At 67.5% G+C, this 24,120-nt stretch carries 16 protein-coding genes and 1 tRNA gene; 5 read left to right on the top strand and 12 right to left on the bottom strand.

Translation table 11 applies throughout. The annotated features are described in order from the left end of the window. Window positions 1-20 precede the first annotated feature (20 nt). Window positions 21-1,241 (top strand): NAD(P)/FAD-dependent oxidoreductase, encoded by a 1,221-nt coding sequence (locus ACYR7D_RS12380; RefSeq protein WP_459549655.1) that lies wholly within the window; start codon window positions 21-23, stop codon window positions 1,239-1,241. Window positions 1,242-1,391: 150 nt separating this feature from the next. Here the strand turns inward: ACYR7D_RS12380 and ACYR7D_RS12375 are convergent, their stop codons facing one another. Then, entirely contained in the window at window positions 1,392-2,216 is an 825-nt protein-coding gene (locus ACYR7D_RS12375; RefSeq protein WP_459550131.1) for a phosphoribosylaminoimidazolesuccinocarboxamide synthase, read from the bottom strand. A gap of 122 nt (window positions 2,217-2,338) precedes the next feature. Here ACYR7D_RS12375 and pepN point away from each other — a divergent pair, with 122 nt between their 5' ends. Beyond that, a complete protein-coding gene (gene pepN / locus ACYR7D_RS12370) occupies window positions 2,339-5,014 on the top strand; it encodes an aminopeptidase N (RefSeq protein WP_459549654.1) in 2,676 nt (891 codons plus the stop codon). A 93-nt stretch (window positions 5,015-5,107) separates the two neighbouring features. Here pepN and ACYR7D_RS12365 read toward each other — a convergent pair whose 3' ends face one another. The 3 genes from ACYR7D_RS12365 to ACYR7D_RS12355 form a co-directional block, all read right to left on the bottom strand. Next, window positions 5,108-5,572: a DUF5130 domain-containing protein gene (locus ACYR7D_RS12365; protein WP_459549653.1), complete on the bottom strand. Its 465-nt coding sequence runs from the start codon at window positions 5,570-5,572 to the stop codon at window positions 5,108-5,110. Continuing rightward, window positions 5,559-5,849: an aa3-type cytochrome oxidase subunit CtaJ gene (gene ctaJ, locus ACYR7D_RS12360; protein WP_459549652.1), complete on the bottom strand. Its 291-nt coding sequence runs from the start codon at window positions 5,847-5,849 to the stop codon at window positions 5,559-5,561. The genes ACYR7D_RS12365 and ctaJ overlap by 14 nt, the downstream gene beginning before the upstream one ends. Before the next feature lie 180 nt (window positions 5,850-6,029). After that, the gene (locus ACYR7D_RS12355; protein WP_459549651.1) at window positions 6,030-6,461 is read right to left on the bottom strand and encodes a globin; all 432 of its coding nucleotides are present in this window, start codon (window positions 6,459-6,461) and stop codon (window positions 6,030-6,032) included. Between the two features lie 477 nt (window positions 6,462-6,938). On the opposite strand from ACYR7D_RS12355, the gene ACYR7D_RS12350 reads away from it, so the two are divergent. After that, window positions 6,939-7,460, top strand: coding sequence for an HNH endonuclease (locus ACYR7D_RS12350; protein WP_459550130.1), 522 nt, complete (start codon window positions 6,939-6,941; stop codon window positions 7,458-7,460). A 680-nt stretch (window positions 7,461-8,140) separates the two neighbouring features. Here the strand turns inward: ACYR7D_RS12350 and ACYR7D_RS12345 are convergent. The 8 genes from ACYR7D_RS12345 to ACYR7D_RS12310 all read right to left on the bottom strand — a co-directional run bounded on the left by ACYR7D_RS12345 (window position 8,141) and on the right by ACYR7D_RS12310 (window position 22,914). After that, on the bottom strand, window positions 8,141-8,809 hold the full coding sequence (locus ACYR7D_RS12345; RefSeq protein ID WP_459549650.1) for a hypothetical protein: 669 nt from the start codon (window positions 8,807-8,809) through the stop codon (window positions 8,141-8,143). Window positions 8,810-8,834: 25 nt separating this feature from the next. Further along, a complete protein-coding gene (locus tag ACYR7D_RS12340; protein WP_459550129.1) occupies window positions 8,835-9,275 on the bottom strand; it encodes an acyl-CoA thioesterase in 441 nt (146 codons plus the stop codon). Between the two features lie 35 nt (window positions 9,276-9,310). After that, complete coding sequence (locus ACYR7D_RS12335) at window positions 9,311-14,251, bottom strand: NAD-glutamate dehydrogenase (RefSeq protein ID WP_459549649.1); 4,941 nt, start codon at window positions 14,249-14,251, stop codon at window positions 9,311-9,313. Window positions 14,252-14,343: 92 nt separating this feature from the next. Continuing rightward, window positions 14,344-16,020, bottom strand: a complete 1,677-nt coding sequence (gene ettA, locus ACYR7D_RS12330; protein ID WP_459549648.1) for an energy-dependent translational throttle protein EttA — start codon at window positions 16,018-16,020, stop codon at window positions 14,344-14,346. A 35-nt stretch (window positions 16,021-16,055) separates the two neighbouring features. Next, entirely contained in the window at window positions 16,056-16,556 is a 501-nt protein-coding gene (locus ACYR7D_RS12325; RefSeq protein WP_459549647.1) for a single-stranded DNA-binding protein, read from the bottom strand. A gap of 188 nt (window positions 16,557-16,744) precedes the next feature. Next, window positions 16,745-19,546: an ATP-binding protein gene (locus ACYR7D_RS12320; protein WP_459549646.1), complete on the bottom strand. Its 2,802-nt coding sequence runs from the start codon at window positions 19,544-19,546 to the stop codon at window positions 16,745-16,747. Between the two features lie 360 nt (window positions 19,547-19,906). Then, the gene (locus tag ACYR7D_RS12315; RefSeq protein ID WP_459549645.1) at window positions 19,907-20,875 is read right to left on the bottom strand and encodes a threonine/serine dehydratase; all 969 of its coding nucleotides are present in this window, start codon (window positions 20,873-20,875) and stop codon (window positions 19,907-19,909) included. Next, entirely contained in the window at window positions 20,872-22,914 is a 2,043-nt protein-coding gene (locus tag ACYR7D_RS12310) for a cytochrome c oxidase assembly protein (protein ID WP_459549644.1), read from the bottom strand. Before ACYR7D_RS12310 ends, ACYR7D_RS12315 begins: the two co-directional genes overlap by 4 nt. A 136-nt stretch (window positions 22,915-23,050) precedes the next feature. On the opposite strand from ACYR7D_RS12310, the gene ACYR7D_RS12305 reads away from it, so the two are divergent. Then, window positions 23,051-23,124: transfer RNA gene (locus ACYR7D_RS12305), tRNA-Arg, on the top strand. 165 nt (window positions 23,125-23,289) lie between these two features. Next, complete coding sequence (gene cmrA, locus ACYR7D_RS12300) at window positions 23,290-24,093, top strand: mycolate reductase (RefSeq protein ID WP_459549643.1); 804 nt, start codon at window positions 23,290-23,292, stop codon at window positions 24,091-24,093. The last annotated feature ends 27 nt before the right edge of the window (window positions 24,094-24,120 follow it).

Below are 24,120 nucleotides of genomic sequence, written 5' to 3'. Positions count from 1 at the left end.
ACGGCAAGGGAGTATCAGCTATGACATCTGCGCAACGTTTCGTCGTCGTCGGTGCCGGACTGGCCGGCGCGAAAGTCGCCCAGGCCCTGCGGGACAACGATTTCGACGGCCATATCACCCTGATCGGCGCGGAGGACCGGCTACCGTACGAACGCCCGCCGCTGTCCAAGGAGTATCTGGCCGGGAAGAAGCCGCTGGAGGAGTTCACGGTGCAGAGCGCCGCCTGGTACCGCGACCACAATGTGGACCTGATGCTCGGCACCGAGGCCACCGGTATCGACCGGGGTGCCCGTACGGTGAGCCTGCCCGACGGATCGACACTGGAATACGACAAACTCGCGCTCGCCACCGGTTCCAGCGCACGTGTTCTGCCGATCCCCGGTGCGGATGCCGCCGGGGTGTACACCCTGCGCCGGCTTGAGGAGTCGGACGCGTTGATCGAACTGTTCCGGGCCCCGCGACGGCTGGTGGTGATCGGCGCCGGCTGGATCGGCCTGGAGGTCACCGCGACGGCGCGGGCGGCCGGATCGGCGGTCACCGTGCTCGAAACGGCCGCGGCGCCGCTGCTGGGCGCGCTCGGCCCGGAAATGGGCGAAGTATTCGCCACCCTGCACCGCGAGCACGGGGTGGATCTGCGTTTCGGGACGCGGGTCGCGGAGATCACCACCTCCGAGGGTCGTGCCGACGGCGTGCGGTTGCACGACGGCACGGTATTCGACGCCGACGCCGTAGTGATGGCCGTGGGCGCGCAGCCGAATATCGGGCTCGCGGCGGCGGCGGGCCTGCCGACCGGCTCGGGGGTGCTCGTGGACGCGGGGCTGACCACCAGCGATCCCAATATCGTGGCGGTCGGTGATATCGCCGAACACGACCATCCGGTCATGGGCCGCCGGATCCGCGTGGAGCACTGGGCGAACGCGTTGAACCAGCCCGCCGTCGCGGCACGGACCATGCTCGGCAAAGCCGCCTCCTACGACCGGCTGCCCTACTTCTTCACCGACCAGTACGACCTGGGGATGGAGTACACGGGTTTCGCCGGACCGGGCGATTACGAGCAGGTGGTGGTCCGCGGTGATCGGGCCGGCCGGGAGTTCGTGGCGTTCTGGCTGGACGATCGGCAACGGGTGCTGGCGGGGATGAACGTGAACGTATGGGACGTGGGAGACCGGATCAAGGAACTGATCCTTTCCGGCGACCCGGTCGATCCGGTCCGGCTTACGGACACTTCGACCTCGCTGTGACCACGTGAGGACCGGCACGACCGTACGAAGTGGCGATATCGCCGCGGCCGTCACCGGGTACCCGGCAGCCACCCACCGACCGGCGATCACACCGGATACGGTTCCGCGCCCTACGGGCGGCTCGTCTCCACTGTGCTCACCGACCGCCGATCACCAGGTGCGGCCGGTGATCAGCTCGTAGGCCTCGACGTATTTGGCCCGGGTGGCCGCGACGATATCGGCGGGGATCTCCGGACCGGGCGGCTGTTTGTTCCAGCCCGTGGAGGTGGCCCAGTCCCGGACGAACTGCTTGTCGAAGGAACGCTGCGGCCGCCCCGGCTCCCACTCGGCCGCCGGCCAGAAACGGGAGGAGTCGGAGGTGAGCAGTTCGTCACCGAGGGTGAGAACATCCCCGTCCCAGCCGAATTCCACCTTGGTATCAGCGATGATCACTCCCCGCTCGGCGGCGTAGGCCGCACCGCGGGTGTACAGGTCGAGCGTACGGTCACGCAGCTCGGCGGCGACCTCGCTTCCTTCCTGCCGCACCACATCCTCGAAGGTCATGGGCTCGTCGTGACCGGTATCGGAAACCTTGGTGGTCGGGGTGAAGATCGGTTCCGGGAGTTTGTCGCCCTCGCGCAGGCCGGCGGGCAATTCCACACCCGAGACCGAGCCGGTGCGCTGGTAGTCCTTCCATCCCGACCCCACCAGGTATCCGCGGGCCACACACTCCACCAGCACCATCTTCAACGGTTTGACGCGGATCGCCCGGCCCGCGAATTCGGCCGGGACGTCGGTGGTGGAGAGCACATGATTGGGCACGTCGGCGAAGTATTCGAACCACCAGTTCGACAGCTGGGTCAGCAGGGCGCCCTTGTCCGGGATCGGGGTGGGCAGCGAGACGTCGTAGACCGAAACCCGGTCCGAGGCCACCAAGAGCAGGGTGTCACCGTCGGTGTACAGGTCACGCACCTTCCCGGCGTGCACATGCTTCACGTAACAGCTCCGATCCTGGTCGAGTGGTCGTTCGCGGATCACCACCGCGCGAGCAACCTTACCCACGTGGCATTGTGGACAGCGCCCGTGCCCGCACCACACCGTGTCTTCGAAGGAGCCCGATGTCCGCACCGAACCTCACCCGCGAACAGGCGATCGAACGCGCCGGCGTCGTCTCGGTCGAGAACTACCGCATCGAACTCGATCTGACCGGTGGGCCGAGTGAGTCAGGCCCGGAGGCGGTAGCGGAGCGTGACCACGCAGGGCCCGCACTCGGCCCCGATGAGCACAGGCCGAGTGAGTCGGGCCCGGAGGCGGTAGCGGAGCGTGACCACGCAGGTGAGCAGACCTTCTTCTCCCGGAGTACGGTCACCTTCACCGCGAAGCCGGGTTCGCGCACCTTCATCGATATCGTCGCCCGGCGCGTACGTTCCGCGGTACTCAACGGCAAACCACTCGATATCGCCGACTACGACGAATCGACCGGTATCACGCTGCCGGACCTGGCCGAACGCAACGAACTCGTGGTGGAGGCCGACTGCGAGTACTCGCACACCGGTGAGGGTCTGCACCGCTTCGTGGATCCGGCCGACGGCGCGGTCTACCTGTACTCCCAATTCGAGACCGCCGACGCCAAACGGATGTTCGCCTGCTTCGACCAGCCGGATCTCAAGGCGACCTTCGATATCGAGGTCACCGCCCCAGCGGATTGGAAGGTCATCTCCAACGGCGCGGGTACCGCGGACGGCGGGCGACACCGTTTCGCCACCACACCGCGTATGAGCACGTACCTGGTCGCCCTCATCGCCGGTCCCTACGCCGAATGGACCGATACCTACACCGATGCCCACGGCACCATCCCGCTCGGTATCTACTGCCGCGCCTCGCTCGCCGAATTCATGGACGCCGATCGTCTGTTCACCGAGACCAAACAGGGTTTCGGCTTCTATCACGAGAATTTCGGCGTGCCGTACGCGTTCGGTAAATACGACCAGCTCTTCGTCCCCGAGTTCAATGCCGGCGCCATGGAGAACGCGGGCGCGGTCACCTTCCTCGAAGACTATGTCTTCCGGTCGAAGGTCACCCGGGCCTCCTACGAGCGCCGGGCCGAAACGGTGCTGCACGAGATGGCGCATATGTGGTTCGGCGATCTGGTCACCATGAAATGGTGGGACGACCTGTGGCTCAACGAATCGTTCGCGACGTTCGCCTCGGTACTGTGCCAGGCCGAGGCCACCGAGTACACCAGCGCCTGGACCACCTTCGCCAACGTCGAGAAATCGTGGGCCTACCGGCAGGATCAGCTGCCCTCCACCCATCCCGTCGCCGCCGATATCCCCGACCTCGCCGCGGTGGAGGTGAACTTCGACGGCATCACCTACGCCAAGGGCGCGAGTGTGCTCAAACAGCTCGTGGCCTATGTGGGGCTGGAGCCCTTCCTCGCCGGTCTGCGCGCCTACTTCGCCGACCACGCCTACGGCAACGCCACCTTCGACGACCTGCTGACGGCGCTGGAGAAATCCTCCGGCCGCGACCTGTCCGGCTGGGGCGCCCAGTGGCTCAAAACCACCGGCCTCAACATCCTGCGCCCCGAATTCGAGGTGGACGCCGAGGGCCGGTTCACTTCCTTCGCGGTGCTCCAGGAAGGTGCCGCGCCCGGCGCCGGTGAACACCGCGTCCACCGGCTGGCGATCGGTATCTACGACGACCAGGAAGGCAAACTGGTCCGCACCGAGCGGGTGGAGCTCGATCTCGAGGCCGCCGGGCGCACCGAGGTGCCCCAACTCATCGGGGTACCGCGGGGCAAATTCGTACTGGTCAACGACGACGATCTCACCTACTGCTCGGTGCGCCTGGACACCGATTCGCTCGACGTCCTGGTGAACCACATCGCCGATATCGCCGAACCGCTCCCCCGCACCCTCGCCTGGTCCGCGGCCTGGGAGATGACCCGCCAGGCCGAGTTCCGCGCCCGGGACTTCGTGGCGCTGGTACAGCGCGGGGTGGGCTCGGAATCCGAGATCGGTGTGGTGCAGCGCCTGCTCATGCAGGCCAATACCGCCCTGCGCAGCTACGCCGACCCGGAGTGGGCGGAAACCACCGGCTGGCAGGACTACGCGAACCGGCTCCTGGAGCTGGCCCGTGAAGCCGAGCCCGGCTCGGACCACCAGCTGGCCTTCGTCAACGCCCTCACCGCCGCGAAACTGTCACCCTGGCATACCGAGGTGCTGCGCGAACTGCTCGACGGTGACCCGGCCACGGTCGGGCTCACCGGGCTCACCGTGGACACCGACCTGCGCTGGCGGCTGCTCACCGCGCTGGCCGCGGCCGGAGAGGTCGACACCGACGGTCCGGAGACGCCCACCATCGACGGTGAATTGCGCAACGACGAGACCGCCGCCGGCCGGCGCCAGGCCGCCACCGCGGCCACCGCTCGCCCCATCGCGGAGGTGAAGGAAACCGCGTGGACCACCGTGCTGCAGGACGATTCGGTGCCCAATATCACCGCGCGGGCAATCGTCAACGGCTTCGCCCACCCCGGCCAGGACGCTCTGCTGCAGCCCTATGTGCAGCGGTATTTCGACGAGATCCCGGCAGTGTGGGAGCGGCGTTCCAGCGAGGTCGCCCAGACGGTGGTGATCGGCCTCTACCCCTCCTGGGCGATCAGCGAGGAGGCCGTGGCCCGCGCCGACGAATTCCTCGCCGGTGACCATCCTCCGGCCCTCCGGCGGCTGGTGAGCGAGGGCAAAGCGGGTATCGAACGCTCCCTGCGGGCCCGGGCCTTCGATATCTCCTGACCGACGACGAACGGCGCGCCCACCATGCGGTGGGCGCGCCGTTTTCCGTTTCAGCGAGCGTTCCCGGACCACCCCGCCGGTCACGTACCCGGGTCAGCGGCCGATCGCCGCCGCCATCACCCGGACCGCCGAGATCAGACCGTCGATCAGATCACCCTGCCGCATCGAGCTCAGCGCCGCGGTCACCCCGAGCTGGCAGACCCGGTCGTTGGCACGGTCGGCCACATCCCTACCGGAACGAACCTCCACGACCTTGTCGTTCGGGGAGACGGCGATGAGCACCGAACGCGCCGCCTCCGGGGTCGTGGGGAACAGCGCGTCCACGGCAGCGGTGGCATCCGGGCCGAGATCACCGATGAACACGTTGAACCGCACCTTGGTGGCCCGAGTGGCCTCGGTGAGCACATTGTCCATGGCCAGCCGCTCGTCGTTGTCGAACGGAGCCTCCTTGAACACATCCCCGGCCTCGTGCACACCGGAAACCCGGCCGCTGCTGGTGAGGGCGTATCCGCGCGGCAGTTCGGACTCGACCACCGCGGGCCACTTAGTACTTGCCACTTGCCCGGCCTCCGATCAGCGCTTCCTGAGATGATTCGAGGGATTCGAACGCCGCGTGTTCCCCGTGCGACGACTCGGTGATGTCATAGTGACCGAGCCCGGTCACCTCGTCGGTAGCGCTCCACAGCACCGGGCCGGCGGTCCACTCCTTGCTCATATCGAAGTGAACCGGCTTCTCCCCGGGCAGCGGCTTACCGAGATACGACAAACCAGCGATTATGAGGTAGATCCCCAGCGGGATACCGGCGAAAACCGCCACTGTCTCGAGAATGCTCACGGAACAAAGGTAGACGATCCTCTGTAGTAGATCACCGGCTGGGTTTGCTGTGTGGCGTCACGGGCGTCGTCGGCCACGGCTGAGGACGGCGGACCGTGCAGGTGAGACGGCCTCTCCGCACCCGGACACACGTCTTCCCCCATATCGTGAAACAGCTCACTCCTCCCCGGCACCCGGGTTTTACCAGGCGGTGTTGACCAGGGAGTTCGCCGCCATTTCGAGGTAGTCGAGCAGCTGGCGACGGTGGAGGTCGTCGAGTGTCCCGGGTTCGATCTCGGCGACCGCGATCCGCATACAGCGTAGCCAGGCGTCCCGTTCGAGGGGACCGATCCGGAACGGCATATGACGCATGCGCAGCCGGGGGTGGCCGCGTTCGTCGGAGTAGGTCCGCGGGCCGCCCCAGTACTGTTCGAGGAACATTCTGAGCCGGCGTTCGGCCGGACCCAGATCCTGTTCCGGGTACATGGGGCGCAAGATGTCGTCGGCGGCCACCTCGCGGTAGAAGGCCGCTACCAAACGGCGGAATGTCTCCTCGCCGCCCACGGCCTCGTAGAAGGAGAGCGTGGCCTGTTCGCCCGCCGGAATGCCGGAAGCCGGATTACCCGAAGTCATGAAGCCTCTCGTTTCGCCGGATGCGCCGTCCATTGTGCCCGCGTCGCGGCGGGTTCGCAGACGGTGCCGCCCGTGTCACAGGGCTCGCCCGGTGAGCGAGGTGTCGGCGCCGGACGGTTACGGCTCGGTACCCTGGGCGTTGCTTCAGGGACAGTTGACCAGCCATTGTGCAAAATATCCGTGCGCTGAGGCAATTTCCATGGTCAACTGGGTTCTGTCTCCAGTCGAGATACCACATGATCTTGAAACGCAGAATTTGGGGTCGACATGAAGCAACGGACCGGCGCCCGATCACCGGAGGCGATACGCCACCGACAACTGAAGCCCGCCGACGTCCACGCTCGTGGGTCGGGGGCTCCTCCGCTGCAACTGTTGTCCGATCACGCGGCCGACCGGCACAGCGCCGATCCCGCTCCGAATTCCGATTCCCCTCATCTCGGAAGCGACTCCGCTTCCCGCCTTCATCCACCGACGCCGATCAGCTGGCCGAAACGCCGGGTGCTGCTGCTCAACGCCACCTACGAACCATTGACGGCGCTCACCGCCCGCCGGGCCGTCGTTCTGCTGGTCTGCGACAAAGCCGACGCGGTGCATCACGACCCCACCGGGCCGGTCCTGCATTCGGCCGGGTCGGCCGTCGCCATTCCCTCGGTGATCCGCCTGCGCACCTATGTCCGGGTCCCCTACCGCGCCCGGGTCCCGATGACCCGAGCCGCCCTCATGCAGCGCGACCGCTACCGCTGCGGCTACTGCGGCGGTAAAGCCGAAACCATCGACCATGTGATCCCCCGCAGCCGGGGCGGCGAACACAGCTGGGAGAACTGTGTCGCCAGCTGCGCCCCCTGCAACCACCGAAAAGCCGACAAACTGCTCAGTGAACTGGGCTGGACCCTGCGCGCCCCGCTGGTGTCCCCGAAAGGCCCGCACTGGCGCCTGCTGTCCACGGTCAGCGAACTCGATCCGCTCTGGCTGCAATACCTCGGCGAAGGAGCAGCCTGAGCGGGCTGTGTTCATTTGCCCCGCCTCCGGCGGGGCGGGGTTCGGGGCCCCCTTGTGTCTCGGGTCTTCAGTCGCTGCGCTCCTTCGCTTCGTCGCTCCAGACCCGAGACGGGCCCCGAACCACCGAGGACACCCTCCGCGAAAACACAACAACCGAGACACTCCCACCCAGGAAAGTCACCCGCGTGCACTCCCCACACGGGCTCACCCCGCAGTCCGTAGTCCGGTAGCTCCTGTCTCGGAAACAGGAGGTCCGCATCCCGGCGCAACCACCCAGCGCCGAGTTCAGCGAGGCCCACGAAGGGTTGAGCCCGCGTCGTGCTTCAGCACTCGAAGCGCATGCGCCGAAGGCGCGAGTCTCGAGTGCTGAAGCACGACGCCAAAAGGGCTCAACCCCGCGGCGCCGCAGGCGCCGCCAATAAACACAGCCCGCGTCGTCCTTCACGGACAACAACACCTGCCACCTTCACGGTCCGGCCCGCCCCGGATCATCCGCACGCCGCCACCATGCAAGGCCCGACCCCAGATCCGGCAGGCGCCGCGAAAACACAGCCCGGGTTGCCCTTCACGGACAACAACACCTCTCACCTTCACGGTCCGACCTGCCCCGGATCATCCGCACGCCGCCACCATGCAAGGCCCGACCCCAGATCCGGCAGGCGCCGCGAAATAAGCACAACTCACTGGGGGGTGAGGGATAGCGCCCCTGTCCTCCGGCGGGCTACCGAACCGTAGCGGGCGTCCAGCCGGAGCCAGGTGGCGCTGGCGCGGACCCGGACGATCTCACCCGGCGGGATGTGGGCGGGGTCGGCGCGTTCCCCGGAGTGCGGGATGAAATCCATGGCGGTCAATGCGAAAACCACCCGCATGGGCACCCGCACCTGTTCGTGTGCCGCCGAGACCGTGAGGACGGTCTGGTCCAGGAGAGAGGCCGGCGGGCCGTGGCTCGAACCGTGTTCCTTGGCCAGGTCCGCTCCACGCTCCGCCAGCTCCACCAGGGTGTGGGCGGGGAGATCGTCGATATGACCGAACCCGGTGGCGGGCGGCAGGGCGCCCCGCCACGCCGAATCGATCGAGTAGCCGAGGTCGACGGGGCCGGCAGTGGAAAGCCCGGCCAGCACGGTCTCCGCTCCCACCGTCACATCGTCGGCACCCAGTTCGGCCGCGACGGTCCGAGTCGCGAGCGTCTCGAAGCCGGTGGCCACCCAGGCCGCCACATGCCGGTCGCCGCGCCGGCGCAACCGGACCACCACAGCCGGGTCCAGGCGTTGCGCCCGGACGAGGAAGGTGGCCAGGTTCTCGCGTTCCGCCGGGTCGGGCACGGACAGGACCCGCTGATCGGATATCACGGGTGAACGGATCCCGCCCGCTCGATCATTTGTTCGACCACTGCGCGAGGTATTCGCGTTCTGCTTCCGTGAGCCGGCGCAACCGCTGGGTCTCGATATCGAACGCCGCCAACTGTGTGGTGGCGGTGACCGCCGCGGGCGACCCGGGGGCCGCGCCCGCGGGTCGCACCTCGTAACCGACGGTGAAATCGACCGCCCGCAGCCGTTCGATCCACATGGCGATATCGAGTGGAGTGTCCTCGTGCCGGAGCTGGCTCCGGTACGTCACGTGCAGATCGGCCAGCACACACCCGTTGCGCAGCGCGACGGTGGGGCGGCCGTCCTCGAACAGCCAGGGGATCCGCGCCTCCTCCAGCAACGTCACCATCCGAGCGTGGTTGACGTGCTGGTAGACGTCCATATCGGACCAGCGCACGTGCACGGCGGTGTGGAACCGCCGCGGTGCCGCCGCGGCGGTTCCGGCCAGGCCGGTGGCCCCGTCCCCGTGGGAAACAGCATTCGTCACCGTGGTACCTCCGATTGGGCGCCCACCCCACTCACCATGCTGCGCACCTGCCGCGCCGCAACCGACAGCGTGGCGAGATCGTGGGTTCCGGATTCGAACAGTTCCGCCAGTGCCGCGCGTGCACGGCCGAGCCGGGACTGATTCTTGGACTCCCAGTATGCAATCTTCTCGTCGGCACTTTCCTCCGGGTCGCCGCCGGAGAGCACGTCGAGGGTGAGCGACCGCAGCGAGCTGTACATATCGTCGCGCAGCGCGAGGCGAGCCAGGGCGTGCCAGCGGTCGCCGCGTTCCAGGTGGCTCACCGCCTCCAGCAGCCAGTCGATCTTCAGGTGTTCGTTCAGCGCGTAGTACAGCGCGCCCACCTCGTCGCCGGAGCGGTCGGTGATATCGGCGATATCGATCACGTCGAGCAGCGGGAACAGGTGCAACAGCCCGAAAACCTCGGTGGCCAGGTCGAGCGGTGCGCCGTGCGCGACCAGATCGGCCGCGTGGTCGGTGAGTGTGGTCACGTGGTGGCCACGCAACCAGCTGGGCACCTTGGGCGCCAACTCCTGCACACCCACCCGATAGCGGTTGATCTCGGCACCGACGGCGATGGGCTGCGGCCGGTTGGTGAGCAGCCAGCGCGAAGCGCGGTCGAGTGTCCGCTTGGTCTCCAGCTCGAGCTGGTCGCGAACGGCCACCGTGGTGTCGGCGGCACGGATACGGGCCCAGATATCGTGCAGCCCGAAGATATCGGTGACGGCGGCGAAAGCGCGCACGGTATCGGTCGCGGTGGCGCCGATCTCCTCCCCCAGGCGGAAGGTATAGGTCACGCCACCGTAGTCCACCACCTCGTTGGCGATCATGGTGGTGACGATCTCGCGACGCAGCCGGTGCTTCTTGATCGCCGCGCCGAAACGTTCCCGCAGCGGAGTCGGGAAGTACTCGGGCAGGCGCGCCGCGAAGAACGCGCTGTCGGGCAGATCTCCGGCGAGCAGATCGGACTTGAGCGCCAGCTTCACATGAGCCAGCAGGTTCGCGAGTTCGGGCGACGTCAGCCCCGTCCCCTCGTCGAGCCGGCGTTTCAGCACGATATCGGTGGGCAGTGCCTCCAGCTGCCGGTCGAGTCCGCGCTCGTTCTCCAGCTCCTCGATGAGCCGGCGGTGCACATTGAGCATGCGCGCGGATTCGGCCCGCGATATACCCATCAGATAGTTCTGCGAGATATTGTCCCGCAGCACCAGTTCCGCGACTTCGTCGGTCATTTCGGCCAGCAACGGATTACGGTCCTCGATATCGAGTTCCCCCGCCGAGACCACCCCATCGAGCAGAACCTTGATGTTCACCTCGTGATCGGAGCAATCCACCCCGGCCGAATTGTCCAGCGCGTCGGTGTTCATCTTCCCACCGTTACGGCAGAACTCGATCCGCCCCAACGGCGTCACACCGAGATTCCCGCCCTCACCGATGACCTTCACCCGCACCCGGTCGGCATTCACCCGGACCGCGTCGTTGGATTTGTCACCGACCTCGGCATTGGTTTCGGTACTCGCCTTGATATAGGTACCGATACCGCCGTTCCACAGCAGATCGACCGGCGCCTCGAGGATCGCCCGGATCAATTCGGGCGGGGACAGCGAGACCACCGTATCGGGCAGGCCCAGCGCGGCCCGGACCTGCGGGCTGATCGGCACCGATTTCACTGTGCGGTCGTAGATTCCCCCGCCCGCGCTGAGCAGCGAACGATCGTAATCGGCCCAACTCGACCGAGCCAACCCGAACAACCGCTGCCGCTCGGTGAACGACGACCCCGCATCAGGATCCGGATCCAGGAAAATATGACGATGATCGAACGCCGCCACCAACCGAATATGCTCCGACAACAACATCCCGTTGCCGAACACATCCCCACTCATATCCCCCACACCCACCACCGTGAAATCCTGCGACTGCGTATCCACCCCCATCTCCGCGAAATGCCGCTTCACACTCTCCCACGCCCCCCGCGCGGTGATCCCCATCGCCTTGTGGTCATAACCCGCCGAACCACCCGAAGCGAACGCATCCCCCAACCAGAACCCGTACCGCCCCGCCACCTCGTTGGCGATATCGGAGAACGTCGCCGTCCCCTTGTCCGCGGCGACCACCAGATACGTATCGTCACCGTCCCGGCGCACCACCCGTTCCGGCGGCACGACCTGCCCTCCGGCCAGATCGACGTTATCGGTGATGTCGAGCAGACCCGAGATGAAAGTGCGATAGCATTCCACCCCTTCCGCCATCCGGGCCTGGCGGTCGGTGGCGGCGTCCCCGGTGGCCGCCGGCGGACGTTTCACCACGAAACCACCCTTGGCACCCACCGGTACGATCACCGCGTTCTTCACCGCCTGCGCCTTCACCAGACCCAGGATCTCGGTACGGAAATCCTCCAGCCGATCCGACCAGCGCAAACCACCCCGCGCCACCGCGCCGAACCGCAGATGCACCCCCTCCACCCGCGGTGAGTACACGAAGATCTCGTACTTCGGCCGCGGTTGGGGGAGTTCGGCGATCTCCTGCGGTTCCACCTTCACCGAAATGAATTCGCGCGGTGCGCCATCGGCGTCGGTGACGTAGTAGTTGGTACGCAGAGTCGCTCGGATGAGTCCCAGGACAGCGCGCAGAATCCGGTCCGCGTCCAGGCTGACCACCTGGTCTATCCGCTCACGTACGCGCTCTTCCAACTCGGCGGCGTGTTCGGCGGAGTGGGTATCCGGGTCGAACCGGGCGGCGAACAGTTGCGCGAACAACCGCGCGGCGTCGGGGTAGGTGTGCAGGACCCGGGCGATATTGACCTGGCTGTAGGGGAATCCCGCCTGCTGCAAGTATTTCGCGTAGGTACGCAGCACAGCGACCTCACGCCAGGACAGACCCGCCCGCAATACGAGTTCGTTGAGCCCGTCGGCCTCCGCCCGCCCGTACCACAGCGCGTCGAACGCGGCGGTGAAACGCTTGCGCACCCCCAACGCCGCCGCCGAGGCGGCCGCGAAGCTGTCCGGCGTCACCTCCAGCAATTCGGCATCGAGATCCTGGTCGAGCGCGGCGTGGAGCAGTTCCGGGCTGGCCAGCAGACCGAAATCGTAGATCCAGCGTTCCTCGGCTACACCCTCGCCGTCGGTTTCCCGCCGGATCCGGTACGGACGCTCGTCGACCACCTCGACACCGAGGCTCTGCAGAACGGGCAGTACCTGGCTCAGCGAAATACCGCCGCCGCCGATATAGAGGGTGAAGCGCCAGGATCCGGCGGGCGCTTCGGCGGTGCGGTACAGGTGCTGATCGATACTGCCGGGGGCCAGCCGCTCGAGGCGGTCGATATCGGCGAGCGCACGGCGAGCGGTGAAATCCTGTTTGTACCCCTCCGGGAACGCCTCGCAGTAGCGGCGCACGATACGCGGATCCAGCACCGTCGAGGAACTCACCGCGTCGTTGAGATGGTCGTCCCAGGTGCGGCTGGCCTCGGCGAGCAGATGCTGGATGCGCAGCCGCTCGGTATCGGAGATCGCCTCGGCCGAGGACACCCGAACCGGTTCGGTGGTATCGGCGTCCGGCATCCGGATGGTGAAATACACGCTGGCGAGCTCGCTTTCGCTCACGCGCGCGGAGTAGTCGATGGAGGCGCCGCCGAGTTCGCGAACCAGGATTTCCTGCATCTCCAGCCGCACCGCGGTGGTGTAGCGATCCCGCGGCAGATACACCATCGCGGTGACGAACCGGCCGTAGGGGTCCACTCGCAGGAACAACCGCACCTGGCGGCGCAATCCCACATTCTGTACCGCGGCCGCGGTGCGCCGCAGGGTCGCGGCATCGGAGGAGAACAGTTCCGACCGCGGGAAGCCCTGCATCACTTCGAGCATGGCCTGGCCGGAGAACGAGTCGAGCTCGAAGCCACTGCCCGTGATGGCCGAACGCACCCGCTGGCCCACCACCGGTATGTCCAGGACGTTCTCGTGCAGTGCGGTCACGGTGAAAACACCGATGAAAAGATGCTCACCCCGCACTTCACCCGCGCTGTCGAGATCGGCCACACCGATGAAGTAGGGGTAGACGGCCCGCTGCATGGTCACCGGCGCCAGGCCCTGCGTCATCCGCAGCAGCGGCCGTTCACCGGGGCTGACCGGCACCTGAAAACCGCTCCCGGTACCAGGGTGCAGTACGCCCAGAGCCGAATCGGCGACCAGCACCGGCACCGAGTCTCCTGGTTCGCGCCGGTAGCGGGCGTACCCGAGCACGGTGAAATTACCGGCGGCCATCCACCGCAGCAACCGGGCACAATCGGTGGGCTCGATATCGGCTTCGGCCGCCGCGGCGGAATCGCCGGTACGGTCCAGCCCGTCCGCCAGCTGGTGCAGCAGTGCGTGGATGGCTTCGGTATCCCGGCTGACCTGGCGCACATCGCTGATGACCTCGGGTACGGCCGCGACGATCTCGGCGAGTAGTTCCGCACTCGTCGCCGGATGTAATTGCAGGTGGATCCAGGATTCGTGGATACCGGAGTCATCGGCCCGGCTCTCATCCGCCTGGTGCTGACGGGCCTCGACGAGCCGGCCGTCGTCGTCCCGCCGCACCGTGAAGATGGGATGGATGACTTCGCTGATGGTGCCGCCCATCCGAGTGAACAGTGCCGTCACCGAATCGACCAGCATCGGCATATCGTCGGTCACGATCTGCAGGGCGGCACCCAGCCCGGAGCCGTCGTCGGGGTGATGCGCGCGTACCAGGCCCTGACCCGGCTGCCGGGTCAGGGCCAGCTTCAGATGGGCCAGGAAAGTGGGAGTGGGTGCGGTGATCTCACAGTCGGTGTCCTCGGTCTCGACATGCCGGAAATAACCGGTCTCCAGCGCATCGAGCCCGGCACGTAGACCCTCCGGCAATCCGGCAATCCATGCCTCGCTGGCCAATTCGGACGAGACCGTCATTTCCCACTCCCTTGAATGCGGTTTTCTCGGACACACCGACACCGGAACCGAGGGTAGTCCCGCACCCGTCTAGCAGGAAAAATTCCGTGGCGTTACCCGCGAGTCAGCTTGCGATGCGTCACTCGGTGCGGCCGTGCGGCTTCCGGACCGAGACGTTCTATCTTGTTGGCCTCGTATGCTTCGAAGTTGCCTTCGAACCAGAACCACTTGGCCTCGTTGTCGGCGTCACCTTCCCAAGCGAGGATATGTGTACACGTGCGGTCCAGGAACCACCGGTCGTGGGAAATGACCACGGCGCAGCCGGGGAACTGTTCCAGCGCGTTCTCCAGCGACCCGAGGGTCTCCACGTCCAGGTCGTTGGTCGGTTCGTCGAGGAGGATCAGGTTGCCCCCCTGCTTCAGGGTGAGCGCCAGGTTCAGGCGGTTGCGTTCACCACCGGAGAGCACACCGGCCGGCTTCTGCTGATCGGGGCCCTTGAAGCCGAAGGCGCTCACATAGGCCCGCGACGGCATTTCCTGCTGACCGACCTCGATGTAGTCGAGACCGTCCGAGACCACCTGCCATACCGTCTTGTTCGGGTCGATACCGGCACGGGTCTGATCCACATAGCTCAGCTGGACCGTCTCGCCGACCTTCACCGTGCCACTGTCCGGCGCTTCCAGTCCGACGATCGTCTTGAACAGAGTGGTCTTACCGACGCCGTTCGGACCGATGACGCCGACGATCCCGTTACGTGGCAGGGTGAACGACAGATCCTTGATCAGCTGACGGTCGCCGAAACCCTTGTCCAGGTGCTCGACCTCCACCACGACGCTGCCCAGGCGTGGGCCGGCCGGGATCTGGATCTCCTCGAAGTCCAACTTCCGCATTTTCTCGGCCTCGGCTGCCATCTCCTCGTACCGGCCCAGCCGCGCCTTGTTCTTGGCCTGCCGTGCCTTGGCACCGGAGCGCACCCAGGCGAGTTCTTCCTTCAGCCGCTTCTGCAGCTTCTGGTCCTTCTTGCCCTGTACGGCGAGCCGTTCGGCCTTCTTCTCCAGATAGGTGGAGTAGTTGCCCTCGTAGCCGATGGCCCGGCCACGGTCGAGTTCGAGGATCCAGCCGGCGACATTGTCCAAGAAGTACCGGTCGTGGGTGACCGCCAGGACGGCGCCGGGGTACTGCGCCAGGAACTGCTCCAGCCACAGCACGCTCTCGGCGTCGAGGTGGTTGGTCGGTTCGTCCAGCAGCAGCAGATCGGGTTTGCTCAGCAGCAGTTTGCACAGCGCCACCCGGCGCCGCTCACCACCGGACAGGTTGGTGACCGGCTCGTCGGGCGGCGGGCAGCGCAGAGCGTCCATGGCCTGCTCGAGCTGGGAATCGAGATCCCAGGCGTCGGCGTGATCCAGATCCTCCTGCAATTTGCCCATTTCATCCATGAGCTCGTCGGAGTAATCGGTGGCCATGAGTTCGGCGATTTCGTTGAACCGGTCGAGTTTGACCTTGATCTCGCCGAGGCCCTCCTCGACGTTCCCGCGGACCGTCTTCTCCTCGTTCAGCGGGGGCTCCTGCTGGAGGATCCCGACGCTGGCGCCCGGCGCGAGAAAGGCCTCGCCGTTGTTCGGCTGGTCCAATCCGGCCATGATCTTCAGCACGCTGGATTTACCGGCGCCGTTGGGACCGACCACGCCGATCTTCGCGCCGGGAAGGAAGTTCAAGGTGACATCGTCGAGCACGACCTTATCGCCGTGCGCCTTCCGAACCTTCTTCATTTGGTAGATGAACTCAGCCATAGCGATCACCCTATCCGTCGAACATCACTGTGGTTTCACACGTCGGTACTCACGGGCTCCACGACCCGCCCCGACGGCTCCGCCATCGGATCGTCCTGCTCCCCCGCCTCCCCGATACCGGCAGACCCAGCGCCCGCGGCGCCGGAAATATTCCCGGACGTCGGCGAATGCCCACCCCGCCGGGACACCACCGGGGCGGTGCACCGGCTGAGATCAGGCCCCATGGTATGCGCCCGCATCTCCAGATCCCGGCGTTCCGCGCCGTCCCGGGTGCGGTATTCGTTCGACCGCAGCTGCCCCTGCACGATCACCGGATCCCCCCGCCGGATCGAGGCGTCGACCCCGGCCACCAGCCGACGCCAGCAGCTCACGCTCAGGAACAGCATCCCATTGTCCACCCATTCGCCGGATTCGCGATCGAGTCGCCGCGCGGTACTGGCCAGCCGGAAGCTGATCATCTGCTCCCCGCTCGGCAGATCGCGTTTCACCGGTTCGGTCACCACGGTACCCACCACTGTCGCCACTGTTTCGTACATATCCGCCCCCTTCGTTGTGCCCGGTGTCTCCGGGCGAGCGCCCCGCGATCCGGGAACTCACCCATCGTGACCCCTCCGGCACCGCGGTGACCGGCTGGAACGGAATCTGTGGACAACTCGTCCCGGCCACGAACCTGTGGATGAATGCCCGCCCGATCATCGGCTCACCGCTCGCGAACCGGGAGTCCTCACCGGGTGGCGGGCATGGCCGCGGCGATCTCCCGCCGCGACCGGAGCCCCAATTTGCCGAGAATGCTCGACACATGCGATTGCACGGTGCGGCGCGACAGGAACATCTGCGCCGCGATATCGGCGTTGGAACAGCCCTCCGCCACCTGCAACGCGACGGCGCGTTCGGTCTCGGTCAGCGAGGCCCAGCCGGTCTTCGGCCGGTTCCGCGGACCGCGCACTCCCCGGCGGATCCCGTATCGCCGGACCCGGGCGGCGGCCCGTGCGCAATCCCAGGAGGCGCCGAGACGAGTGTAGAGCTGGATCGCGGTTTCCAATGCCTCCCGCGCCTCGCGACCACGCCCGCTCGCGCCCAGCAGAACCGCGACGTTCTCGTGGGCCTGGGCCTCGTGGAGCGGCCACCCGCACCGCTCGAAGGCCCGCGCGGCGGCGTAGAGATGTTCCGGATCGTGTTCGGCCAGCCCCCGGCACAGTAACGCGATTCCTGTCCGGGACGCCGTTACCTGACCGGCCACCAGTTCCTCGGCCGCCAGCAGCACATCCCGCAGGGCGTCCTCCGCGCCGGCGTCGAACGCCAGGCGAGCGATATCGGGAAATATGTAGTGCAGGGTGGAGGAACTCATACCGCCCGCAAGGCGCTCCCGGGCCCGGACTAGCTCACGCAGCGCCCGGTCGGGGTGGCCCCGGGTTTCGTGGACCAGCGCGGTGACCCACGGCAGCATGAACGCGTAGCCCGCGCTGCCCAACCGATCATCCGGGGCGGCGAGGTCGGTGGAAGCGGTTACGGCCGCGCCACGATGAATGGTGATCAGTGCTGTCAGGGCGTGGGCGACCGGGGCATAACCGAGGATATCCGGTGCCTCGAGGCAGGCCTCGCATTCGGCGACGGCCTCGTCCCATCGCCCCGCCAGCAGATACAAGCGGGCCTTGGCCAGCAGGTTGGGGGCCAGGTACACCCCGTGCGTCCGGCGGTTGTGGCCGATCGCGGTCATCAGCGCCTCTTCGGCGGCGGCCGGACGGTCGAGTTCGATCAGGCAGTGCGCGTAGAGCACATAGGGATCGATCTGGTCCGACCCCGCGCCGTCCCGCAGCACCTCGAGCGTTTGTGTACTCAGTTCCAGGGCCTCGTCGAGACGCCCGCGCGTGTAGCGCACCGCTCCCAACGTCATCAGCCCGTACCCGGTGGCCAGCGAATTCGCCGACCTTCTACCCATTTCGACCGCGCGCCGGCCGGCTTCTTCGGCCTCGGCGAACCGTTCGAGGAAGAAATTGTCCAAGGCGCACAACCCGAGGAAACGGGCCGCGTCGGCATCGTCGAGATCCAATGTGTTCAGCGCGGTCTCGGCGACCAGTACCGCCTCGGCGAGCCGGCCCTGGGCGTGGCACACCTGGGCCAGCAGCCACCGCAGTGCGGGATCCCTGCCGTGTTCCCGGCGCGATCGCAGCTCCACCCGCAACGCGGCTTCGGCCTCGATCGCGCGCCCGTTCCACAGCAGAGCGCGGGTCCGCGCCCGCAGTATCGCGGCGCGGGTCGGACCGTCGAGCCGGGCGAGGTCGGTCACCCTGGTGACCAGGCGTACGGCCAGTTCCGGCGCCCGCACGATCAGCTCGTCGGCGACCGAGAGCAACCACCGCAGGCTGGCCGTGCTCAGTTCCTGTTCGCTCATCGCCAGGTAGTAGGCGATCCGCTCGATCGGCGCACCGGTGGTCTGCAGCACCCGCCCGGCCCGGCGGAACAGATCCGAACGCAACGAGGCGGGCAACCGGTCGGCCAGGACGTCGCGGATCAGGTCGTGCCGGAAGACCAGTTCGGAGTCGACCTTGGTGAGCAGGCCGCCATCCACCGCCTCGGTGACCGCGCTCCACACCTCCATGAGGTGGCTGTCGAGTACCGCGGCCAGCTCCACCACATCGACCGTGGGGCCGAGGGCAGCGGCCATGGGCAACATGTTGCGGGTCGACCGGGAGAGGAAACCCAGCCGCCGCCAGATCGCCTCGGCCAGCGAATCGGGTGATCGCCCGGTGGAATCACCTCCCGTCGCGAACTCCGTATCCGCGAGCGCCGCATCGTGAATCGAGGTGGCCACCAGCTCGGTGATGTGCAGCGGATGACCTTCGGCGCCGGCGACCTGACGCAGCAGGGACGGCCGCGGGGCATCGCCGACCAGCCGTCGCACCATGGTCGCCGCCGCCGCGCTGGGCAGTGCGTTCACCCGCACGGTGATGGCGCCACCCGCGGAGAGTGCGGAGCTCAACGCCTCGAACGCCGGTTCCGGTGGCAGCGGCCGGGTGGCCAGGACGAGCAGCAGCGGCAGCCGGCTCGCCACGGTGCACAGACGGTGCAGTACCGCCAGGCTGGAACGGTCGGCCCAGTGGATATCGTCCAGGATCAGCGCGACCGGCCCGGCCGAGCACCAGTCCGTGATGTGCTGCAGCAGTAGCTCGGCGAGAGCGAATTCGTGGGTCGCGGCGGCACCGCCGGCTTTGGGCGCGCCGCCGAGCAGTAGCCGGATCGGATCGGCATCGATACCGGCACGCTCCGCGGCGGACGCGAGCCACGACCCCACCGCGGCGAACGGTACATCCCGCTGGAGTTGTTTGGCTCCCCCGCTGTGTACCCGTAATCCGAATTCGGGAAAGCGCCGGACCGCGGCGTCGAGCAGGGCGGTCTTGCCGATACCGGCTTCGCCTTCCACCAGCACCGCGCCGCCCTGCCCCGCGGCGGCGGCACGGCCGAGTGACAGCAGCGTCTCGACCTCTGTATCGCGACCGACGAACACTGTCGCGAGAGATTGCTGCACGACTACGAGTTTAAGCACCGCGAACGCGGTACGTGCCGACCGGTCCGACGGCGAAATCCGGGTCCGGTCCCGCGGTGATGCGGGGAGACAGCGGTACTTCCGGCCCGAGCGACCGGCGTACCGGGACGGGAACCGGGGCCGACCGGTGCCGATACCGGAATCCGGACCACGTCGGCCGGATGGGGAAATACGGTGGCCGAGAGCCGATCCGGGCACTTCATCCGCGGTCGGTGACACGCGGCCGGGGCGAACCCGGGTTGCCGGGCGATCGCCCGCGGAGTTCCGGGCACACCGGCACGAGCCGAGGCAGCCCGGCGCAGCCGGTATCCCGGTCGAGCACAGCGGTGTTCCGCCGGCGGATCAGAGCACCGGCAGTTCGGTATTGGCTCCGCACAGCACCACCACGGGCCGCTCGCCCTCCCGGGGGACATAGGCACCGCTGAGAATGGCCGCCAGCGCCACCGCACCGGACAGTTCGACCACGATCCGGAACTCCCGCCACAGATAGTTGCGGGCATCGGTGATGGCCTCGTCGGTCACCAGTACCGAGCGCACCCCGTAGCGGCGGGCGACGTCGAAGGAGATCTCGCCGATCCGTGTGGCCCCCAGCGCATCGGCGGTGATACTGGACACCCCCACGTCCACGGGCTCGCCCGCCTTCAGCGCCGAATGCAGTGTGGGGATGCCCTCGGGTTCGACTCCGACGATCTCGCGGCGCCGGCCACCGGCGGCCGCGATACCGCCGATCAAACCGCCGCCCCCCACCGCGACCAGCACCGGGGGCCGGCCGCGTACCTGCTCCTCGAGCTCCAGTTCGATCACCCCGGCCCCCGCCACCACGGCGGGTAGATCGTAGGCGTGCAACTGCAGCGCGCCCCGTTCGGTGGTGAGCTCGCAGGCGTGTTCGTACGCTTCGGCGTAGGTGGTGCCGTGCCAGCGCACCTCGGCCCCGTGCGACCACATGGCCGCCACTTTGGTGTGCGGCGCCGTCTCCGGCACGACGACCGTGCAGGTCTTCCCCATACCGGCGGCCGCCAGTGCCGCCGCGATACCGGCGTTCCCGCCCGAGGCGATCACCACGTGTTCGGGGCACACCCGCTCCGCCAGCAGCGCGTTGTAACTACCACGCACCTTGAAGGTGCCGCCGTGCTGCAGGTACTCGAGCTTCAACGTGACCGGAACCGGACCCGACGGGCCGGACACCGTCGTGTGGAACACCGGCGTCTTGCGGATGTACCTGCCCAGGCGCCGACGCGCCGCACGCACATCCGACCGGTAGAGACGGCGGAACGGATGCACGGGGCTCAGCGGGGTTTTCTGCTCGGTCATCTACCTACTGCCCGATCTCGCTTGGCCAATTCGGCGAACATGGCGTTGTGCGCGGCGAGTTCCGCGTCGTCGTCGCGTTCCGCGGCGCGGTCGGTACGGCGGGCCAGCCGCGCGTCGCTGCGTGACCACTGGATCAGCAGCGCCAGCATCACCACCACCAGCGGTACCTCGCCACTGGCCCAGGCCAGGCTGCCACCGGTGCGCTGGTCGCCCAGCAGATCGGTGTGCCAGCCCAGGTCGAGGCTGCGATAGAACCAACCGGCGAGCACGGTGCTCATCCCCATGAGCACCACGCCGAAGAAGGCGTGGAACGGCAGCGAACCGAAAACCATGGCCAGTTTGGTGAGGGGTTGCACCGGGCGGGGTTTGGGGTCGATCCCGATCACCACCCAGTAGAAGAGGTACCCGCTGAGGAGGAAGTGCAGGTTCATCAGCAGATGCGCGGTATGGGAGTCGGCGAAGGTATCGAAGATTCCGCCCAGGTAGAGGGCGTAGAACCCGGCCACGAACAGTACCGAGGCCACGATCGGATGGGTGAGGAAACGCGAAACCGGGTTGTGCACGGCCGCCAGGATCCATTCCCGCGGCCCCGGCGCCCCGGCACGGCCGGCGGGCGGCAGGGCCCGCAACGCCAGCGTCACCACCCCGCCGAGGGCCAGCAGGATGGGGGTCAGCATCGACAGCGCCATATGCGCCCCCATGTGCACGCTGAACATCGCCGGCGCATACCGGCCGACCCCGGAGGAGGTGGTGAACAGCAGGACGGCGCATCCCAGCAGCCAGGCCGCGGTCCGGCCCACCGGCCAGCTGTCCCCCCGGGCCCGCAGCCGGCGCACTCCGAGCAGATACAGCACGGCCAGCACGATGGCGAGCGTGCCGAAGATCAGGTCGAATCGCCAGTCGAACAGTAGCCGCGCGAGGGTCGGTGGCCCGTCGAGCAGATAGCCGAGTTCCACCTCCACCGGTGTCGGCACGCTCGCCGGGGGCGGGGGTGGAGTCCGGCCGAGCCCCACCGCGAGTCCCATGGTGGCGGCGAAGATCAGTGTTTCCACACCCGCGAACCGGATCAGCGCGCGGCGGTCCGCCGGATCCGCGGTCAGGGCGGGGAGGGCGGCGCGCCGCTGGAACCAGCCGATGACGCCCAGCACCGCCAAAGCGGCGACCTTCGCCAGCACCAGGCGTCCGTAGGTGCTGGTGAACAACTCGTCGAAGGGCACCCGCACCCAGGAGTTCACCACTCCGCTCACCGCGAGGACAACGAACGCGACGGCCGCCACCACCGAGAAACGCCGGGTCGCGAGAGCGGTATGCCTACCGTCGCGCAGCGCGTGCACGAGCACCGCGACGAGCCCGCCGACCCACACCGCGGCGGCGATCAGATGCAGGATCAAGCTGTTGGTGGCGACATCGTGGGAGCCGCCCGAGGAGGAGTGCCCGGTGAGCGCGAGCGGCATCATCACCGCGACCGACCCCGCGAACAGGACCGGTGTCCAGCCCCACCGCAGTGCCAGCCGGCAGGCGACCGCCAGTATCAGCGCGGCGATCGCGGTGATCCGCCAGGTTCCGGCCAGCTCGATATCGTCGACGACTCCCCACAGATCCCGCGGCGCCAGGATCGCCGATACCGGCCGGCCCGTGCTGTCGGAGACGGTCAGCGGTACCAGCAGTGCGGCGCAGACGGCCCAGGCCGCCGCCAGGCCCGATGCCCGGCGCACCGCGCGGTAACCGCCGGTGTCGAGGAGTCCGCTGCGCTGCGGCGGCACCAGGAAGGCCGCGAACAGCAGCGAGCCCACTGTCAAGGCCGCGAACAGATCCGCCAGCGCTCGTACGGCGGGTAGCCCGTAGGTGGTGAGGGGGCCGGGATCGGGAATGCCCAGCAGGCTCAGCGCCTCGGCGGCCGACAGCCCCACCACGAGGATCGACACCAGCCCCGCCGATGCCGCCGCGACCACCGTGAGCACGGTGGTGAGGACCGCCGTGCCGCCCGGCCGCCCGGCCGCGGTGGCGGGTTCGATGGCAGGAGCCTGGGCTGAGGACATAGGTTCGAGGGTAGTTCGGCGAACGCCGTTCGGCCCGGCGGGGCCGTTACCCGGGCAGCGCAAATCACACGATCTCATCGATCGCTAAACTTTTCGGCTGGACAGCGCGGCCGTTGTCCGCCATGGTGGAACCACTGCCTCCGTAGCTCAGTTGGATAGAGCAAGGGCCTTCTAATCCCTAGGTCGCAGGTTCGATTCCTGCCGGGGGCGCTCCACCCACCCGACTGAGCTGTTCGGGCCAGTCGGAGTGGGGGTACCCATGTCGAGAGACACCAAACACATCGTGCTGCGCGATATCCGGCGAACCGCGGGGCGTACCCGCCGCTTCCGGGCCGGTCGGCCGCCGCGGTGACCGGCCTGCCCTAGGGTGGCGGAATGGGTTTGCCTTCGCCTACCGCCGACAGCCGTGCCGTCGTCACCGGGGCCTCCTCCGGTATCGGGACCGCACTGGCCGCGGAACTCGCTCGCCGCGGCTACTCGCTCCTTCTCGTCGCGCGGCGCGGCGAACTGCTCGACGATCTCGCCGACCGGCTCACCCGCGCTCACGGGATCACCGCGGAGGTTCGCGCCGTCGACCTGGCGGACCGGGCCCAGCGCGAACCGCTGACCGAGGAACTGGCCGGACGCGATATCTCGATCCTGTGCAACAACGCCGGTATCGCGACCTTCGGCCCGATCGCCGGCCTCGACCCCGCCTACGAACGCGCCCAGCTGGAACTCAACGCCGTAGCGGTCCACGAACTGACCCTCGCGGTACTGCCCGCCATGCTGGACCGCCGTGCCGGGGGAATTCTGGTCAGTGGTTCGGCCGCCGGCAATATGCCCATCCCGAACAACACCACCTACGCGGCCAGTAAGGCGTTCGCCAACACCTTCACCGAATCCCTCCGCGGCGAGCTGAAGGGAACGGGAGTGCATGTGACTCTGCTCGCACCCGGACCCGTCCGCACGGAAACCCCCGACCCCGAGGAAGCTTCCCTCGTCGACCGGATGGTCCCGGATTTCCTCTGGGTCTCCTCCGAGTACACCGCGCGCCTGTCGATCGACGCGCTGGCCCGCAACAAGATGCGGGTTGTTCCCGGCCTGATCGGCAAGGGTATGAGCGCGGCGGGGAACTACGGCCCCCGGGCGGTCACCGCACCGATCGCGGGCGCCTTCTACAAGAAGCTCGGCGGGTGAGCAGCGCACCGCCACGGAACCGCTCCC

The organism is Nocardia sp. X0981, assembly GCF_977089955.1.
Note: the sequence above shows the minus strand (reverse complement) of the source record. Positions and strands in the feature narration are given on the sequence as shown.

Excerpts from the sequence above, each read along its gene's own strand:
- ACYR7D_RS12355 (WP_459549651.1), bottom strand. The coding sequence starts at position 6,461 with ATGACTTCGGGTAATCCGGCTTCCGGCATTCCGGCGGGCGAACAGGCC.
- ettA (WP_459549648.1), bottom strand. The coding sequence starts at position 16,020 with ATGGCTGAGTTCATCTACCAAATGAAGAAGGTTCGGAAGGCGCACGGC.
- ACYR7D_RS12310 (WP_459549644.1), bottom strand. The coding sequence starts at position 22,914 with ATGTCCTCAGCCCAGGCTCCTGCCATCGAACCCGCCACCGCGGCCGGG.
- ACYR7D_RS12380 (WP_459549655.1), top strand. The coding sequence starts at position 21 with ATGACATCTGCGCAACGTTTCGTCGTCGTCGGTGCCGGACTGGCCGGC.
- cmrA (WP_459549643.1), top strand. The coding sequence starts at position 23,290 with ATGGGTTTGCCTTCGCCTACCGCCGACAGCCGTGCCGTCGTCACCGGG.
- pepN (WP_459549654.1), top strand. The coding sequence starts at position 2,339 with ATGTCCGCACCGAACCTCACCCGCGAACAGGCGATCGAACGCGCCGGC.
- ACYR7D_RS12325 (WP_459549647.1), bottom strand. The coding sequence starts at position 16,556 with ATGTACGAAACAGTGGCGACAGTGGTGGGTACCGTGGTGACCGAACCG.
- ACYR7D_RS12315 (WP_459549645.1), bottom strand. The coding sequence starts at position 20,875 with ATGACCGAGCAGAAAACCCCGCTGAGCCCCGTGCATCCGTTCCGCCGT.
- ACYR7D_RS12335 (WP_459549649.1), bottom strand. The coding sequence starts at position 14,251 with ATGACGGTCTCGTCCGAATTGGCCAGCGAGGCATGGATTGCCGGATTG.